This is a genomic window from Peptoniphilaceae bacterium AMB_02, assembly GCA_036321625.1.
GTDB classification, from domain to species: Bacteria; Bacillota; Clostridia; order Tissierellales; family Peptoniphilaceae; genus Microaceticoccus; species Microaceticoccus formicicus.
In genome coordinates, this window is sequence record CP143259.1 from 1,313,058 (window position 1) to 1,331,528 (window position 18,471).

Genomic DNA, 18,471 nt, shown 5'->3' on the forward strand with positions numbered 1-18,471 from the left:
CTCCTATAAAAGATCGTCGAGCTGATCCCTCAGCCGCCGGATCGTCTCCAGATTTAGTCTAAAGTATGGCCTCTTATGATCCTCACTAATTCTGACTTTCAGCAGTTCCACGTTTACTAAGCTGTTGAGATGATAGGACACGGTACTGGGCTTTAAATTTACCAACCGAGTCAACTCACTGAGATAGAACTCCTCATGCTTACAGGCCAAAAGCAATTGATAACGCACTGGGTCCCCCAAAACCTTTAGTAAATTAGCCTTGGCAGGAATGGACAGGCGATCCGCCTGTTGCTCCACGATATCCAATGCCAGCATACCAATGGTCATCACCGAGGGATCCAGGCCGATGTCCACGAAGGAAGCCCTATTGGGGTAAATGATGGCGATGTAGAGAGCATCCACGTCCAAATTCCCCTCGTTCAGGCCCTCTCCCGCCAACCGGGTAAAATCCGACGCCTGAAAGGAGGCGACTGCCCGCTCAAAGATTGACCAGACGTCCCCAACGTTTTTTCGGATCACTTCCACCACGTCACGGAGGAAACTCTCCAACATGACCAAGCGCTCATCAAAGTGAACATACAAGTCCAAGGAATAGGCTAAAAACTTAGGATCGTCCGTCTCCTGAGAAAAAGCGGCATAGGCATCCTCCAGGGTCACCGTCTCCGGATCAAGCTCAGGAAATTCACTCTCCTCATCGGTTATGAGGCTACTGAAAAAAAGCTGTTTCTTTTCCGCCGGACTATTAAAACAGCCTCTCTTTTCATAATCCATAAACAGGGCTACGGATTGAAGGAGACTGCAATGGCTGACAACCACTCCCTTATAGAACTTCTTGATAAGCTCTCCGGCCGGGTGTGAATCCAGCAAGTTTCGAGTCTCTTCCACCACGACTTTCTCAAACTTTTTAAAGGCCGCGATATCCCTAGCCAGTTGACTGTCCTTGTCCACGGCCCGACTCCTCAAGAGCTCATCGTCCTCCAAGGCCTTACGAACCAAGGCCTCCGCCTCCAAATACCAGTGAGGCTCAGCCTCAGGTTTCAGATTTCCCCACTCATCTTTTATTTTCATCGAACGCCTCCTTTTAATTTTATCTAAATATAGAATAGACCACCTTTAGATAAATGTCAACTAATGGATTCAACTTTCATCTAAATCCTTGTTCATGATTCTTTTACGGACCTTGGGATAAATTAAGGAATGCAAGTCAAGTCCGATGTTGTGTGTTGGTACATTAAGCAGCATCTGAGTTGAATGTATCAGCAGCAGTAGGTAGAGACGAAGTTTTCGATGGTAAGGATAGATATCGGCGGCCCGTCTGCCAATCTTCATGTATGTCCATTAGGACTGCTCCAATCAAACGATGCAACGAATCCTCGTTTGGGAAGATTCGGATCACTCGCTCTCTTCTGCGAATCTCCTCATTGACCCTTTCGATAGCATTGGAAGTACGTAGTCCATCCGGTCACATCCTGCGTGGTGCATTTATAGTTCCCCTTTTTGGTTCTAATCTTGTTCTCATCTGCATCCAGCATATAAATCTTTTTCTGCTTCTCTCCCCATGTTCCATCTTCCATAATCGGGCGCATGGTCATCATCATGTGGCAATGCAAGTTCCGTTGATGCGTGACCGGATTTTCAGAGTCATGGATAGCAAACTGTACACACATTCCATCATCCACAAAATTACGCTTCACATAATCCCTCACTACTTCAGTGGCAAGCTCATAGCTCCATTCATTGGGAATAGAAATCTTGTATGCCCTCGTAAGCTGTGCCTTTGAATTATTTTTCTCACGCATTTACACTGATTTCCACAATACAGAAGGGTCTGCATATTCCTTCGGTGCATTCTCCGGTAGCACAACCTCACTATGCACCAAATCCTCACTATACTTGGGATAATAATATGTTCCGTCATATTCAGAGTACATGGTGGTACGGCTGATATATGCTGACCTATCAACTGCGGATGAGCCACCACTACACTTTGCTCCCCTGCCTATGATAGCAATACGGGTACTTAGGCTTTTTACAGTCATAGCAACACCTCTTTTCTGCGTGGACTATGGCTGACCGATACTGTGGACTTTGCGGTATCGGCTGACTTTGTGGGCAGTGAAGCTCCGCTCTTTGGAGCTTCACTGAACGCAAAGTATGCAAATGGGTAGGTGCGCCCTCTGCACCGAAGGGAAAACGCAGTGTTCCCTTTTGACTGCCCTCGGCAGGCAATAGCTGTCTGCAAGATCCCTCGGAGAGCGCACATACCATCCGTGATGGTATATCTGTGCGCAACGAAAAAATTTCGTTGAATGGTTTTAGGCACTTTCGCCCTTGCCAGCACCTTCATCATTAACCACCTCACTTTCCGATTTTGCAAATGCACTGCCACTCTTTTCAGTATTTTCCTTTTTCACGATTTCAATAATGCGCTGGCACTGCTCTGACTTGATTGCAGATGCAATAATGCGGTTCAACTCCAACTCGTCAAACTGGTAGCACTCGGGAAAATATTTGTGAACAATACCACCCATCATGTACTTATGCTGATTTTCCTCTTTTCTCTTTCTTGATCCCTCTTTCCTCTTAGCTTCTGCCAACCTCGCCTTGGCTTGTGCCAACTGCTCCTCTGCTCTTAAAATCTCTGCTGATTTTTCATTGTTCTTTATCATGTTTTTCATTCTCCTTTTCTTCATTTCGGGCAACAAAAAAGGCGGTCATGGTTTTGACATTCCATGCCACCTTTTGGTGTTCGATATTAAATTAAAGTGCGGTGAAACCTGAAATTTTCATCTCTCTATTTATCTAAAATCTTATCTAATTCCTCAATCATAATCTTCTGATTAAACAATGCATTTTCGCAATGAAATTTACCCTTGAAACATTTGATAATTGTATTCGGATAATATTTACTAACATATTTTGCAGATTTTTTTGCAAGCATTTCATTAGCTGCTGTTCCATGAAAGAAATATACCACTGTATCAGGAGTATGTATGCTTTGGCTTAACTTGAAATTAGCTATGTCTTCTATACTTTTATCTACTGTTGTATCTGACATATTATCAATCACTTTCAAAAAGTATTCCAGATTATCTTCCGAAATAATTACTTTTGTAGCCCGCTCTACTGTTTTCTTATCACGTTGCCGTGATTTATGAGTAATATCCACATAGAATTTTTTCATAAATTCTTTCATCAGACTATTATATGATACTAAAGGTGAGCCGTCAAAAATCACTTTATCAAATATTAATCTATTATTCTGCCACAATATTGCGGTTAAGACTCCACCCATTGACATGCCATACACAGCGTATATATCTTTCCCATAGCGAGAAAGAATATAATCTTCAATTTCCTTTGCATCTGACGCAAAAGAAATAAAATCTTCTTTAACCTCTGGATTATGCCCTGACATAATAGGCACAATAATATGAAACTTATCTTTGTAGTATTCGATATACTTGTTCCACACCTGCCAAGGGCACTGAAAACCATGTATCAAAATAATTTTTCTATTGGTAATATTACCAAATTCAAGAACTTTCATATGCTAATACCTCCGTAGTATTCAAATCTTACCCTTTCATTTTAATTGGCGAAGACGAATATTTTTTATATCATCTTTATACTTCCTTAAATCATTTTTGTTGAAACATTTTCCATGTGCAGGATAAATCAATTCGACATCTTCTTCAAATAATTTTTTCCAAGACTGTTCAAACTCTTCCTTATTTTCAATCCAAATAATCAATCTCTTCAAACTTGGAAAACCGTTCATAGCGGCATCTCCACAAAAAGTCATGTTATCTTTTCTTAATGATATAGAATCTTTAGTATGCCCAGGCGTAAATAAAATCTTTCCTTGCAGTAATTCTTCTATTTCAGCTTTATTTATATCACTTATCTCTATGAACCGATTATCAAATCTTTCCTCTATACACGGAAAACGATGTTCAGCTTTTCCAACTACCCCCATAAACTTACAAAACAACCATGCAAGAAATGTACTACAACCACCATCAAAAGAATTTTGACCTCTCTTTAGTGGCTTCTGCTGAAATAAAGACATATAGTCCACTTTTTTCTTTTTTATTCATATTTTCCTCTAGCTTTCAAACCTTTTACTTATTAAAGATTATTATATCAAATAAAGCATGATTTATCAGCCTGTTATAACTAGAAAGTTTTCTAGCATAGAAAAAAGCACTTCTGATTCTTAGATCAAAAGTACTTTCAATATTTTCAAATTAAATCATTTTAAAATGCTCTAAAGCCTCTCTGATCTCTTCTTCCTTTTCAGGTGGACAATTTGGAACAATTGGATTTTCTTTTTTAGATACATTATAGTTTTTGCCAACTTCCAAGCCACATTTTCTTTTAATCTGTGAGATATACAAATTAGAAACCTTCATATCGTTCTTCTTTAAAACATAGTCCTTAATTTCTTCATAGGTCGCTTTGCTTTCAGAAGCAGTAATATCTAGCTCGTCCATATCTAATTTTACTTTTATATGTTGGTCGACATCTAGTTTGGACAAAAGTGCTACTGACTCCACATGCATAGTCCGCGGAAACATATCAACTCCGACAATCTCCTCAATCGCAAATCCACCATCGGTCAATAATTTTATATCTCTGGATAGTGTTGCAGGATCACATGAAATATAGATGATTCTCTTAGTTGTGGATGTGATAAGATTTTCTATCAGCATCTTGTCTATTCCGGCTCGTGGAGGGTCAAGAACGACCGTGTCGGGCTTTTTGTTGTGGATTATATCCATAGTGTCTCTATTGGCATCGGCTGCTTTAAAAAGGATATTATCAAGTCCATTTCTCTTAGCATTCATTTCGGCGTCCTTTATTGCTTTTTTTGTAATCTCGATTCCGTATAGATTCACAGATCCTGATGAAAAGAAGCAAGTTGTCGTACCTATTCCGCAAAATAGGTCTAGCAAGTATTCAGAATGTTCTCTTTTTATAAACTCTAGTGCTTTAGCATAAAGTACTTCTGTCATTGTATTGTTGACTTGTGTAAAAGATTCCGGCGATACTTCAAATTCTAAATTGCCTAAGTAATATTTCAGCTTTTTATCTCCATGTTTTAAAACATACTTATACTCTTTAAATCTCCTTTTTTGATATACTTCATCTCTCTGATAAACTGAAACAACTCTAGGAAGACTCTTTAATTCACTATATAATGAATCTGATCCATAAAAGTTAGGAACTTTAGAGCCTGTAATTATCATCAATTCATCATTTTTATTTGTTCTTATTATCAGCTCTACGATTGGATATCTATTATTCGTCTTTGCATCAAATATCTCTTTATGTTTTAAAATGACTTTTTGAATCTTTGGTATTATGTTTCTTATAGATGTTTGAGCAATTGGACAATCCTCAATTGGGCAGTGATCTTTAGATCCTCTTTTGAAGTATCCCAATAAACCATTCTCATCAAGTTTTAATGTTATTTTATTTCTATATCCTTCCGTTTTAGGAGAACCTAGTATTTCAATATCTTTTTTTATTCCTGCCATCTTCTCAAGATTGTTTTTGACTAAATTCTTCTTAAGTTCCAGTTCTGCAGTGTATTTAAGCTCTTGAAAAGAACAACCTGAGCATTCTTTCGCATAAGGACATACAGGTCTTATCCTGTCTTCTGATGTGCTAATCAGTTCAGTAATTCTGCCTTTAAAGTAATTTTTCTTTTTTTCGGTGATCTCCACTTCCACTTCATCTCCTGGAAGTGCATTGGGTATGAAAATAACGGCGCCATCATACTTGGATACGCCGTCAGAGTCACGATTGAGATCAAGTATTCTAACTTTGTATCTCTCTCCTATATTCATTTTTTCTCCTCAATTTATAACGATTTATCTTTTATGTATTTTTTATACTTCCATCTTGTGGCAACCCGGGATTTTGAGCTCCAACTAAAACACACTCAATAATCCCGGTATCTACCACTTAATCAAATATTTATTTTATACTGTCTCTATTAATTGGCATTGACATACATCTTGGGCCGCCTCTACCCCTTGATAATTCCCCTGCCTTAATGGTATGAAGTTTTACACCGTTTTTATCCAATAATTCATTTATTACAGTGTTTCTCTCATAGACTATTACTTCTCTAGGTGCGATGGCAAGTGTATTGTATCCATCACTCCACTGCTCTCTGTCAGCGTCCAGGATTCCTCTTTTTCCCTGTCTAATCATAGTTATTTCGTCTATGCCCAGCTTATCTTCTAAAGCTGATTTAAGATCTGTATTTAAAAGTTTTGTATTTATTTCGTTATTTTTATATGTTAATTCATATATCTCAAGATTTTCTTCCATTCCCGGATATACTGTAAACAAATCTTTATCAACCATGGTAAATACAGTATCCAAGTGCATGCATGCCCTTCTTCTAGGAAGAACAAAACAAAGAATTCTTTCAAATCCTTGATCAGAACTTAGAATATTTTTAGCAAAGATTTCTATAGCTCTCGGTTCAGTTCTCTGAGAGATTCCGACTGCAAGTACCTTGTCTGACAAGATAACAATATCTCCGCCCTCAAGGCTGTATTTCTTGTCTTTTTCGTACCAGAACTGAGGACGATTTTTCCCAAATACCGGATGATGTTTAAATACCAAGTCGCCAAAAATAGTTTCTCTCTGTCTTACATTACTCCACATACTGTTCATGCATATACCGTTACCTATTAATGCAAAAGTATCTCTGGTGAAGTATAGGTTAGGCATTGGCAGTGTAACAAAAATATCTGTTAGACTCACCATTTCTTGTAATCCTTTTCCTTGGAAAACCGGAAGCTCATCTTTTCTAATTCCCTCTACCATTTTAGCAACAAGTTCATTATTGTCTTTGATATTATTTAGTAAATCTTCTACTAATTCTATCTCTCTAGGACCTCTAATATTCGCTTCATTTATAAACTCAGATATAAACTGATTTCTTATCTCATCGTTTATCAGCGACTCACTCACCAAGTCTTCTATATAGAAAACCTCTACACCATTGTCTCTTAATACTTGAGCAAAACCGTCATGCTCTTTTTGAGCTTGCTCCATGTAAGGGATTTCATCAAATAGTAAATCCTGCATAAGATCAGGGACGATATTTAAAAGTTCTCTTCCCGGTCTATGAAGAATTATTGAGTTCAACTTACCGATTTCTGAAAAAACATTAATTTTACTGTTCAAAGCTTTCCTCCATTAACTAATTTTTGCTGAATATATAATCTACTTCTTCCAGCATTGAAATTATATTTAAATCATATGGACATCTGGATTCGCATTCACCACATTTTATACAGTCTCCTGCATTGGGGTCAAACGAATTGTATCTCTCAGTTGCCCATTCTTTTAGATTATATCTTGTATAATATCCTTCCATAAGGAAATTCGTAGGAATATCTATACCAACCGGACAAGGTGCACAATAACCGCATCTTCTACAAAAATGGCTGCCAAGATCTTCTACTTCTTCTTGAAGAACTGCTCTTTCCTTTTCATTTAACGGGATAAACTCTTCTCCTACGGAAGCGTTTTGCCTAACTTGTTGAACAGAATCCATTCCCGGTATAAGAGATGTAATAAAATCTTGTTCAAAAGCAAACCTTAAAGCAAGATTTTTATTTATTATTGCACCACCTGCAAGAGGCTTCATAATAATAACGCCCATGTCTTTTTCGCTAGCGAGTCTTAGATACTCTTCAGCTTGTCTTTCGACTGCATTGTAAGGAAACTGAATCGTTTCAAAAAGTCCTGATTCAATTATCTTAGGTAACAATCTTTATTATGGCTCGTTATTCCAATATGAACTATTAAACCCTTTTCTTTAAGTTCAAGAGCAGCACTATATGCACCGTCTTCACCTATTAGAGTCTCGTACTCTTCTTCAGATTTAACATTGTGAAACTGAAATAAATCTACGCTCTCTACACCGAGATTGTTTATACTGATTTTAAACTCCTTATGTAATCCTTCAGAAGTCCTTGCCATACTCTTAGTAGCTAATATGAAATTCTCTCTACCGTGAACTTTCAAAGCTTCGCCAATTAATTCTTCAGAAATAGTATATCCACGAGCAGTATCGACAAAATTGATACCCTTGTTAATCAGCTCACCAAAGATTTCGATTACCTCTTCTTTGTTTTTCCTTTGGATTGGGATTCCTCCAAATCCAATAACAGAAACCATCAAATCGGTACTCCCCAGTCTTCTTTTTTCCATTAATATTCCTCCTTTCTTAATGAATTTTATTTTTTTCTTAACAATATAATGATATTATAAAATGCCGAGTTAGTAAAGTATTTAATCAACAAACTTTTTATTATTCTGTAACATTCTTTAACCACTTCCCTGAAATATATCTTGGAATTAACATTATCATCTTAATTATCTCCTCTATCGATACGAGGACAAATATCATTTCAATAGAAAGCTTAAATACAAAGGTTCCAATTAGTGCAACCGGGATAGCATATATCCAAATAGTAATAAGCTCGTAAATAAGGGGTACCTTTGAATCACCGCCACCTCTAAATACTCCAATTACAAACATTGCATTTATAAACCTGAATAATATGAAAATTCCTCTAATTATAAGTAGATTTACGGAAACATTCTTCAAACCCGGTTCAAGACCAAAGTACAGTAACAATAATTGATTTGGGAATAATATCAAAATTAATCCTGAAACAATACCAAACAAAATCGTAATCTTCATAAACTTTGAGGCATATCTTTTAGTCTTCTCATACTCTTTTGCTCCAATCATCTGCCCGATTATTATGGCAGCAGCTGCACATAGTGAATTGGAAAGAATAAAAAACACATTTTGAATCGTATTGGTTACCTGTATTGCAGCCGCTCCTTGTTTTCCGGTTCTCGCATAAATTGCAGAAAAGAAAAGCTGTGCCAAAGACCAAAGAGTCTCCGCCAAGATAACCGGAGTTGCAATCTTAAGGTAAGTACCAATGCATTTTCTATCAACGCTTTTGGCTATTTTATAGTTAAACTTAAATACTACATCAGGACCTCGAAGAATAATTATCGACAAAACTATCTCTATGATCCTTGCAATAAGTGTCCCTAGGGCTGCACCTGCCACTCCCATCTTTGGAAATCCAAGCTTACCAAAAATAAATATATAATTAAATATAATATTAGCAAAAAAGGATATGACGGAAATAATAACCGGTGACTTTGCATCTCCGGAACTTCTTAAAGCAGTTGTAATACCGAAACTTATACCTGTAATAATAAATGTAAAAATAATTATATTTAAATATATCCCTGCAAGTTCCCTTACTTCACTTTCATGTGAAAATAATAGGAGCAGCTGTTCTTTAAAGATAATAGATCCAAGTGTAAAAATTACTCCAACACTAAAAACAGACACCATCATTATAACAAAATGCCTATTGATATTATCTATATCCTTTTTACCATAGAATTGTGTAATGAAAATGGAGGATCCACTACAAATTCCAAAAACGGTTACCATAAAAAAATACATATACTGGTTTACAAGACCTACTGCAGCAATAGCAGCATCACCCAAGGTTGCAACCATAACAGTATCTGCCATATTTAAAGTGGTAGCAATAATCCCCTGAAACGCAACAGGAAGGACAATTGTAAGTATTAAATTAATAAATTTTTTGTTTTCACTTGTTAGCATTTCTTCACCACTTTTCTTAAAATCAATATCTATTATTACAAAAGGAAAGCCGTTAAGCTTTCCTAAGACTGTTCACAAAGCACATTATAATACTTCTATTTAATTCTTATAAAGTTTTGCTCTTCAGAGCCTCCCTAAGTCAACGGAGTTGACAGCTCACCGGGGGAGTTGGATAGTCGTGAGAGAAGTCGTGAGTTTAAAATATAGCAGTAGAATTCTACGCATTCCTCTTTGTATATCTCTCCCTCAGTCAGCTGAGCTGACAGCTCCCTCGTCAGATGGAGCCGATAAAACATAAAGCGACATCTCTTCGTCGTTACTTCTAAAATCTAACTTCTCACCTCAAATCTCTTACATCTGATTTTTATGTAGGCTTCATGCAAAGAATTCCCAAGAACGAAGTGATTGGCAAGAATTCTACTGCCTTCAGATGGAGCCGATAAAGAATTCTCTTAGCCTCCCTCTGACGAGGGAGGTGGGTCGCCAAAGCGACTCGGAGGGAGAGATTTATCCAAAAAGCGACATCTCCTCGTCGCTTCCTTAAACCTCAAACCTCTTTCCTCACGCCCTATACTATTTCCTTTATAAAACCCTAGCCTCGCCTCTGTAAATCAATCCTGCGATTGGGTCTACAGTTATAGTTTCACCATCTTCAAGTACATTTGTGGCATCTTTTACTCCTACTATAGCAGGTTTTCCGAAGTGTAGTGCTACGATAGCTGCATGTGAAGTAAGTCCACCTTCCTCAACTACTATAGCTTTACATCTTTCAATGTACTCAACTAAATCTTTATCTGTAGATCTTGCTACTAGAATCATTCCATCTTCAAATTTACTTTGTATTTCCTCTCTAGTGCTGCCTATGCAAACAGATCCACTTACAGATCTCTTACCAATTCCAAGACCCTTGGCAACAATATCTCCAACTGTGTGTACTTTTATTAGGTTAGTGGTTCCCCCAACTGCTACAGGGATACCTGCTGTTATAACTATTAAGTTTCCTTCTTTAACATATCCGGCATTAAGTGCAGAATGAATTGAGCTTTCAATAACTTCATCTGTTAATTCGGTTTTCTTGGATAAGACAGGGAAAACTCCCCAAACTAAGGATAAACTTCTCATTACCTCTTCGGTATAAGTTGCTGCGATTATCGGTGCATGAGGTCTAAATTTAGCGATGTGTTTAGGTGTTCCACCTGTAGCTGTCGCTGTCAATATAGCAGCTGCACCTAATTGTTCAGCGATATAACAACTGGAACGAGAAATTGAATTTGTAGTAGTATTGATAACCCAGTCTTTTCTGGCATTTACAGAATCCAAAAACTCTTTTGATTCCTCAGTGGTAAGGGCTATATCATGCATAGTATGAACAGCTTCTAAAGGATACTTCCCTGCTGCAGTTTCACCTGAAAGCATAATCGCATCAGTACCATCAAGAATCGCATTCGCAACATCCGTTACTTCCGCTCTCGTTGGTCTCGGGTTTCTGATCATTGAGTCAAGCATTTGAGTTGCGGTGATTACAGGTTTTGAAGCCATATTTGTAAGTCTGATGATTTTCTTCTGAACAATAGGCATGGTTTCAGTTCTTATCTCGACCCCTAAATCTCCCCTGGCAACCATTATTCCATCAGATGCCTGGATTATTTCTTCTAGATTTTCAACACCTTCTTCGTTCTCAATCTTGGCAATAATACCAACATTGGCACCATTATTCTCTTCCAATACTTTTCTAATATCCAAAACGTCTTCAGCTTTTCTGATAAAGGAAGCCGCAATAAAATCTACACCATGCTTTATTCCAAATTGTATATCAGAAACATCTCTTGGGGTCATGGCAGGTAAATTAATTGACACAGAAGGAACATTTACACCTTTTTTATCCTTAATAACTCCATAGTTTTTAGCCATACAGACTATATCAGTTCCGTCAGCAACTTCTATTACTTCCAGCTCAACAAGACCGTCGTCTATAAGTATCCTATCTCCTATTTTTACATCCTTTGGAAGTCCTTCGTAAGTAATAGAAACAATATCTTGATTTCCGTCTACTTCTCTGGTTGTCAGCGTAAACTTGTCACCTAATTTAAGATTTACTTCACCTGTTGAGAAGTTTTTTAGTCTTATTTCAGGCCCCTTAGTATCAAGCATGATAGCAACTGGAACACCTAGTTCTTCTCTTGCCTTCTTGATATTGTTTATCCTTACTTCATGTTCTTCATGAGAACCATGCGAAAAGTTTAACCTGCAGACATTCATCCCTGCATTCATCAAATTCTTTAACATCTCTACTGAATCCGAAGCAGGTCCAATAGTACATACTATTTTTGTTTTCTTATCCATATACCCTCCTATTATTTACTCATTAAATGGATAACTCTCTGGCTATCTCGAACAGCCCGGTATTTAATTTATGCTCGATACCGACCGCTTCTATTAAATCCATCTCAAAGACTTTATTGCAACTCATACCGAGTGCCAATCCTGATTTTTCTTCCATTAAAAGCTTTACAGCTCTATTTCCCATTTGACTTGCAAGTAATCTGTCAAACGCCGACGGGTTGCCACCTCTTTGAATATGTCCTAAGACAGTGACCTTTGTGGTTACATCGGTTTTTTCTTGTACCTCTTTTGCCAATTCATAAGCATTACCGACGCCTTCAGCCAAAATAATAATATGGTGTAGCTTTCCTCTTTTCTTACCGCTTATAACCTTATCAGTTATTTCGTCAATATTAAAGTCAATTTCAGGAACTACTATAGACTCAGCACCACCTGCTAGTCCTGCATAAAGTGCTATATCACCACAATGTCTACCCATGACCTCTATCACATTTCCTCTACCATGAGATGAAGAAGTGTCTCTTATCTTACTTATTGCATCTACTACAGTTTCTACAGCGGTGTAAAATCCGATAGTATAATCGGTATACCCCATGTCATTATCGATTGTACACGGAATCCCAATAGCCTTGATTCCCTTTACACTTAACTCCTTGGCTCCTCTGAAAGAACCATCTCCACCCATTACAATTACGCTATCAATACCGAAATCCTTTAAGATATCTATAGCTTTCTTTTGTCCTTTTTCCGTCCTGAAATCTTCGCTTCTTGCACTACCGAGAATCGTACCTCCCCTTTGGATAATGTCAGCAACCGAAGAAACATTCATCTCGTAAATATCTCCTCTGATTAAACCGTCAAATCCAAATCTGATTCCCATGACTCTGATACCGTTATATACACATGTTCTAACGATAGCCCTGATACAAGCGTTCATTCCGGGAGCATCTCCACCACTTGTCAACAACCCGATTGTCTTCATAAATTCCTCCAATTATTGTAAAATCACATTCTTTGAACCATAACTCATCTTTAAACTTTCTATTAACTCCCTATTTTCTACATCTACCCATAAGTTCTCAGCAGTACACTCAGCCACCTTCTCTTTTGCATAATAGATAATGACAGGTGATTTGCCGGGATACTTAGATAGTAAATCAATAAGTCCCAATTTCTTCTCATCGTTCTTTTCCACAAACTTTAAATATACCGATTTAATATTTTCTTCCGCTTTAGAAATTCTATCTAATATCATTTTCGGATTTTCATTTTCACTTATGGTAAGTCTGCCCTCAAGTTTAACCACGGTATCTTCCTTTAAAATCGTTCTATACTCCTCAAACAGCTTTGGAAATACCACTATTTCGATAACACCAAACTCGTCCTCTACATCAAGGAAACTCATCTGTTGATTTGTTCTTGTAATCTTGTCATTTCTTGCAGTAATCAGACCGACAACACAAACTCTTTTATTATCATATTTGTCTTGTAGTTCTTGAAAATCATCAATTTCTGTAATAGTTGACATTTTAAAAGTAGAATACTTTTTAATACTATTTGAGTAAGAACTTAGCGGATGATCGGTTATATAAAGACCTGTTAGTTCTTTTTCCATTTGCAATAATAAATTATTACTGAACTCAGGTAAAATAAACTCAGGTTCCAAATTATCTTCTTCAGGTATATCATCCAGTAAAAACATCTGACCTTCAATATTTCTCCTGGAATCATTCAGTACAGAATCTATAGTCTTTTCAAACATTGAAATCAAAGTAGCCCTATTTATACCGGTCGACTTAAAAGCACCAACCCTTATCAACGACTCTATAGCCTTTTTATTAATCAAATGTCTGTTCTCTTTGTCCATCCTCTGCACAAAATCAATAAAACTGGTAAATGGACCGCCTGACTTCCTGCAATTTATAATTGCATCTACAAAAGCTGCCCCCACATTCTTAACTGCTACCATTCCAAATCTAATTTTAGATCCATCTACAGAAAAATTCTTATACGAGTGATTTATATCCGGTGGCAATATTTCAATTTTAAGCCTCTTACACTCTTGTATATAAAGTGATATCTGAGAAGTCTGACCCATAACGGATGACATAAGTGCAGCCATAAACTCAGTAGGATAAAAAGTTTTTAACCATGCAGTTTGCATAGCCACATAGGCATAAGCCGCAGAATGAGATTTATTAAAAGCATACTTTGCAAAATCTATCATCAAATCATAAATCTTATTTCCGCTTTTTTCATCAACACCACGTCTAATGCAGCCATCAACAACAATATTACCGGCTTCATCGACTTCACCATATATAAACCTCTTACGCTCCTCCTCCATGACATGCATATCTTTTTTACCCATTGCACGCCTTAACAAATCAGCTCCACCAAGAGTATATCCTGCCAATTTTTGAACTATTTGCATAACCTGCTCTTGATAGACAATGGTACCATAGGTAACATTGAGTATAGGCTCTAAAGAAGGATGGATGTATTTTATATTGTCAGGATTGTGTTTACAAGCAATATAAGTTGGAATCTCGTTCATAGGACCAGGCCTGAACAGGGAGTTTGCAGCAATTAAATCATCAAAAACCGATGGCTTAAGTTCCTTCAAGAAAGCTCTCATCCCTGCCGACTCAAACTGGAATATTCCAAGAGTCTCTGCATTGGTAAACATCTCCATGACCTTAGGATCGTTTAAATCAATTGCATTTATATCAATTTCCACGCCGTGTACATTCTTAACCAGTCTTAGAGTATTATCTATAACCGTTAGAGTTCTTAGACCAAGGAAATCCATTTTTAATAACCCAAGCTGTTCAAGTTCTATCATATTGAACTGAGTAGTCAAAACATCTTGGTTTCTGGATAGAGGCACATAATCTGTAACAGGATCTTTTGAAATAACGACACCTGCTGCATGAGTAGAAGTATGTCTTGGCATACCTTCTATTGCATTGGCGTAGTCGATCAGCCTCTTTATCTCTTCATCCCCATCATATTCAGCTTTAAGCTCTCTACTTAACTCGAGTGCACCATCTATAGTAATCCCCAGCTGCATAGGTATCATCTTTGCAATCCTGTCTACAAGTGCATAAGGCATATCGAAAACCCTGCCTACATCCCTGATTGCTCCCCTTGCAGCCATAGTACCGAAAGTGACAATCTGAGCCACATGGTCTTCACCGTATTTCTTTATAACATAATCTATTACTTCATCTCTTCTCTCATAACAAAAATCTATGTCTATATCCGGCATAGAGATCCTTTCCGGATTTAAAAACCTTTCAAAGAGCAAATTATATTTAAGAGGGTCGATAGAAGTTATATCGAGCGCATAGGAAACAATACTTCCTGCAGCTGAACCTCTACCAGGTCCAACAGGGATATCCTTCTCTTTCGCATACCTTATAAAATCCCATACGATAAGAAAATAATCCACATATCCCATATTCTCGATTACTTTTAACTCTGTTTCTGCCCTGTCCTTTATATCATCATTTAACTCACCGTATTTTTTAAAAAGTCCATTATAAGTGAGTTCTCTCAGATAGCCCTTATTGTCAAAACCTTTAGGAGCTTCAAAATGTGGTAAATGAAGTTCTCCAAATACAATCTCCACATTACATCTATCCGCGATACTAAGAGTATTCTCTAAAGCACCGGGATACTCTCCCAGTATTTCATACATTTCATCATAGGTTTTTAAATAGAATTCTTCAGTAGGAAATTTCATCCTGTTTGGTTCATCCAGAGTTTTTCCGGTTTGAATACAAAGCAGTACATCATGTATAGTAGAATCATTTTTCTCTACATAGTGAACATCATTACTTGCAACCATAGGTATCCCGGTTTTTTTATGAATTTCAAATAGAAGTTTATTAACTAATTTTTGTTCACTTATTCCGTGATCTTGGAGCTCCAAAAAGAAATTATCCTCTCCAAAGATGCTTCTGTATTCTAAACTCACCTCTAAAGCATCCTCAAACCTGTCAGATAATAATAATTGCTGAATTTCTCCGGCTAAACAAGCGCTGGTTGCTATTATACCCTTACTATACTTGGACAGGATACTTTTATCTACACGAGGTCTGTAATAATAACCATTTACATATCCCTCGGATACAATTTTCATTAAATTCTTAAAACCTTCATCAGTTTCTGCCAAAAGTATAAGATGATGCTGCTCTTTATCTACAGTACTCTTATCGAGATAACTTTTTTCAGCCACATACACTTCGCAACCGAGTATAGGTTTTATATTATGTTTTAAACATGTCTTATAAAACTGAATAATACCAAACATTGAACCATGGTCGGTGATTGCAAGCGAACTCATTCCTTTCTTGCTCGCACTCTTTACCAGCTTCTCGATTGGCGAATAACCGTCTAATAAACTATATTCAGTATGGACATGAAGATGTGTAAAATCATTCATAGATTTCCTCCCATTGATATTTTATCACATCTACCCTAATAAAGCTTTCCCATTATCTATTTTATATGCTAAAATATAGTAGATTATAAATTAAATAATAAAGTCCAAAAATCTTATCATAAAATGGAAATTTAATGAATAGATTTTTTTATTGTGACTTGAGAAAGGATGAATAAATTGCTTAAGGATTATGTATTAGTAACAAATAACAAAAAAGTATACGATACCTACTCAGACGAATTCAATGTTGAACATATAGAAGGTATGGATTATAGCGCTGTGCTGAATAGATGTAGAGAGCTTATACATACCGGATACATCATGGAAACCCATCCCCTATCAGGTAGTATAAAGCCTAATGAGACACCGTTTAAAACAGTCTTATTATCAGCTCCGTCAAGTGATGAGATAAGTACAGATACTCAGAGTCTTCTTATAATAGAAGATGCCATTGCAACATATGAAAAATTCTTGTTAAATAGACCGACTCCAAACTGGATTGGTAGAGCAGTAGAAGATTTTATGACCATAGATCTTTCGTTAATAAAACCGGTAATGGAAAAATTATTTTAACCGAAAAATGTTGAGGACTAAGCCTCAACATTTTTATTTTTAATCTCATCGGCAATAGAAATAATCTTATTCATTCTATTGTTAACAGTTGACTTGGCAACAGGCTTCTCTAACATCTCACCTAAGAACTTAAGCGACTCCTCCGGATACTCCAACCTCAGTTCTGCCAATTCTCTAAGGTTTGGCGGCAAATCATCCAGACCTTTTTCTCTTTTTATTAACTCAATCGCATCTATTTGTCTAACAGCTGCATCTATTATTTTACTTATATTTGCAGTTTCTGCATTTACAATACGATTTACATTATTTCTTAAATCCCTCATAACTCGAACATTTTCCAGTTCAAGTCTTGCATTATTTGCTCCTATTAAGCTTAGAAACTCTGTAATGATTTCGCTATCCTTTAAATAATACACGAACTGGCTTTTTCTCATAGTCAATCTTGCTATTATATCGAGTTCCTTTGAAATATCTATAAGCAAATTACCGGTTTGCTCTGAATTTACTACAATCTCAAGATGGTATGTCTTGTTAGGATCCGTTACAGAACCTGCACCTAGAAACGCACCTCTTAGGAAAGCCCTCTTGTCAACTATTGATGTCGGATAAAAATTCTTGTCCGGATTCATCACTGAATCAAGTGCAAATAGTGAAGGATCAAAACCTGTATCCTCTAATAGAAACCTTGATATCTCTTCATCATTTATATGCAAAATATAAAAAGATTTTTTTCTAAGCTGATCATTTCTGGTTACCCTGATTTCTGAATCATATCCATACAAGGACTTTATAATCCTAAAAATCCTTCTGGCTGTTGGACTGCTCTCTGTTGCAAACTTAAGAGTTAATTCATCCCTAAAGGATATAGTGATAGTTGCATTAGTTCTGACCAAAGCTGCCAATTCAGACAAATTACAGGATTTAGAACCGGTTTCTAAATTAGCAACCTCGTTCTTTGTGTCGACTGAAAATGACATTTTGTCACCTCATTTCAAAAATTTCTGGATAACTCCACGGCTTTTCTTACCATATTTTTTTCTGCTTCGTGCTTAAGTTTCTCTATTACCTTTTCGGAATCCATAAACACAGCTTCCATAAAACCTTCTTCTTTTTGGGGTGTTGCTCCAATAGTTTCTTTAGAAGTCATTAAATAATAGTGAACAGTTTTATTAACCCTTTTACCATTACCATGTACATAAGTGTACTTTAAATAGCCTATATACTTTTTTATCTCTCCAACTACGCCAGCTTCTTCGTAGACCTCTCTAATAGCTGCTTCTTCACTGGATTCATTTCCTTCTAATCTCCCTTTTGGAAGGACCCAGTCTCCTTGATACTTTCTTAAAGTAAGGACAGTATCGCCTACGACTACAACGCCACCGGCACTAATCTCTTCCATTTCTACCTC

General features: G+C 36.9%; 15 protein-coding genes and 2 pseudogenes. 1 reads left to right on the forward strand and 16 read right to left on the reverse strand.

The features are described from left to right. Nucleotides 1-3: 3 nt before the first annotated feature. The 14 genes and pseudogenes from VZL98_06485 to VZL98_06550 form a co-directional block, all read right to left on the reverse strand. Nucleotides 4-1,068 carry a winged helix-turn-helix domain-containing protein gene (locus tag VZL98_06485; protein WVH62352.1) on the reverse strand — a complete coding sequence of 355 codons (1,065 nt, stop codon included), beginning with the start codon at nucleotides 1,066-1,068 and terminating at the stop codon, nucleotides 4-6. Between the two features lie 223 nt (nucleotides 1,069-1,291). Further along, a pseudogene (locus tag VZL98_06490) lies at nucleotides 1,292-1,453 on the reverse strand (transposase). Next, nucleotides 1,419-2,039 (reverse strand): annotated as a pseudogene (locus tag VZL98_06495) (MobA/MobL family protein). The pseudogenes VZL98_06490 and VZL98_06495 overlap by 35 nt, the downstream one beginning before the upstream one ends. 276 nt (nucleotides 2,040-2,315) lie before the next feature. After that, a complete protein-coding gene (locus VZL98_06500; protein WVH62353.1) occupies nucleotides 2,316-2,669 on the reverse strand; it encodes a hypothetical protein in 354 nt (117 codons plus the stop codon). Between the two features lie 125 nt (nucleotides 2,670-2,794). Further along, entirely contained in the window at nucleotides 2,795-3,550 is a 756-nt protein-coding gene (locus VZL98_06505) for an alpha/beta hydrolase (protein ID WVH62354.1), read from the reverse strand. A 36-nt stretch (nucleotides 3,551-3,586) separates the two neighbouring features. After that, the gene (locus tag VZL98_06510) at nucleotides 3,587-4,072 is read right to left on the reverse strand and encodes a hypothetical protein (GenBank protein WVH62355.1); all 486 of its coding nucleotides are present in this window, start codon (nucleotides 4,070-4,072) and stop codon (nucleotides 3,587-3,589) included. Between the two features lie 178 nt (nucleotides 4,073-4,250). After that, entirely contained in the window at nucleotides 4,251-5,855 is a 1,605-nt protein-coding gene (gene rlmD / locus VZL98_06515) for a 23S rRNA (uracil(1939)-C(5))-methyltransferase RlmD (GenBank protein WVH62356.1), read from the reverse strand. Nucleotides 5,856-5,985: 130 nt separating this feature from the next. Continuing rightward, nucleotides 5,986-7,212 (reverse strand): arginine deiminase, encoded by a 1,227-nt coding sequence (gene arcA, locus VZL98_06520; GenBank protein WVH62357.1) that lies wholly within the window; start codon nucleotides 7,210-7,212, stop codon nucleotides 5,986-5,988. Nucleotides 7,213-7,228: 16 nt separating this feature from the next. Next, on the reverse strand, nucleotides 7,229-7,801 hold the full coding sequence (locus tag VZL98_06525) for a 4Fe-4S dicluster domain-containing protein (GenBank protein WVH62358.1): 573 nt from the start codon (nucleotides 7,799-7,801) through the stop codon (nucleotides 7,229-7,231). Beyond that, complete coding sequence (locus tag VZL98_06530; protein WVH62359.1) at nucleotides 7,786-8,244, reverse strand: aldo/keto reductase; 459 nt, start codon at nucleotides 8,242-8,244, stop codon at nucleotides 7,786-7,788. The genes VZL98_06525 and VZL98_06530 overlap by 16 nt, the downstream gene beginning before the upstream one ends. Nucleotides 8,245-8,344: 100 nt before the next feature. After that, nucleotides 8,345-9,697, reverse strand: a complete 1,353-nt coding sequence (locus tag VZL98_06535; protein ID WVH62360.1) for an MATE family efflux transporter — start codon at nucleotides 9,695-9,697, stop codon at nucleotides 8,345-8,347. 582 nt (nucleotides 9,698-10,279) lie between these two features. Continuing rightward, complete coding sequence (gene pyk / locus VZL98_06540) at nucleotides 10,280-12,040, reverse strand: pyruvate kinase (GenBank protein WVH62361.1); 1,761 nt, start codon at nucleotides 12,038-12,040, stop codon at nucleotides 10,280-10,282. Nucleotides 12,041-12,062: 22 nt separating this feature from the next. After that, nucleotides 12,063-13,022 carry a 6-phosphofructokinase gene (gene pfkA / locus VZL98_06545; protein ID WVH62362.1) on the reverse strand — a complete coding sequence of 320 codons (960 nt, stop codon included), beginning with the start codon at nucleotides 13,020-13,022 and terminating at the stop codon, nucleotides 12,063-12,065. Nucleotides 13,023-13,034: 12 nt separating this feature from the next. Then, nucleotides 13,035-16,490 carry a DNA polymerase III subunit alpha gene (locus tag VZL98_06550; GenBank protein WVH62363.1) on the reverse strand — a complete coding sequence of 1,152 codons (3,456 nt, stop codon included), beginning with the start codon at nucleotides 16,488-16,490 and terminating at the stop codon, nucleotides 13,035-13,037. Nucleotides 16,491-16,658: 168 nt separating this feature from the next. Here VZL98_06550 and VZL98_06555 point away from each other — a divergent pair, with 168 nt between their 5' ends. After that, nucleotides 16,659-17,063 (forward strand): GrdX family protein, encoded by a 405-nt coding sequence (locus VZL98_06555; protein WVH62364.1) that lies wholly within the window; start codon nucleotides 16,659-16,661, stop codon nucleotides 17,061-17,063. Between the two features lie 17 nt (nucleotides 17,064-17,080). On the opposite strand, the gene whiA is transcribed toward VZL98_06555, so the two are convergent. Together whiA and VZL98_06565 are read right to left on the reverse strand one after the other, a co-directional pair. Then, a complete protein-coding gene (gene whiA, locus VZL98_06560) occupies nucleotides 17,081-18,040 on the reverse strand; it encodes a DNA-binding protein WhiA (GenBank protein WVH62365.1) in 960 nt (319 codons plus the stop codon). Between the two features lie 14 nt (nucleotides 18,041-18,054). Beyond that, a complete protein-coding gene (locus tag VZL98_06565) occupies nucleotides 18,055-18,462 on the reverse strand; it encodes an NUDIX domain-containing protein (GenBank protein WVH62366.1) in 408 nt (135 codons plus the stop codon). Between the last annotated feature and the right edge of the window lie 9 nt (nucleotides 18,463-18,471).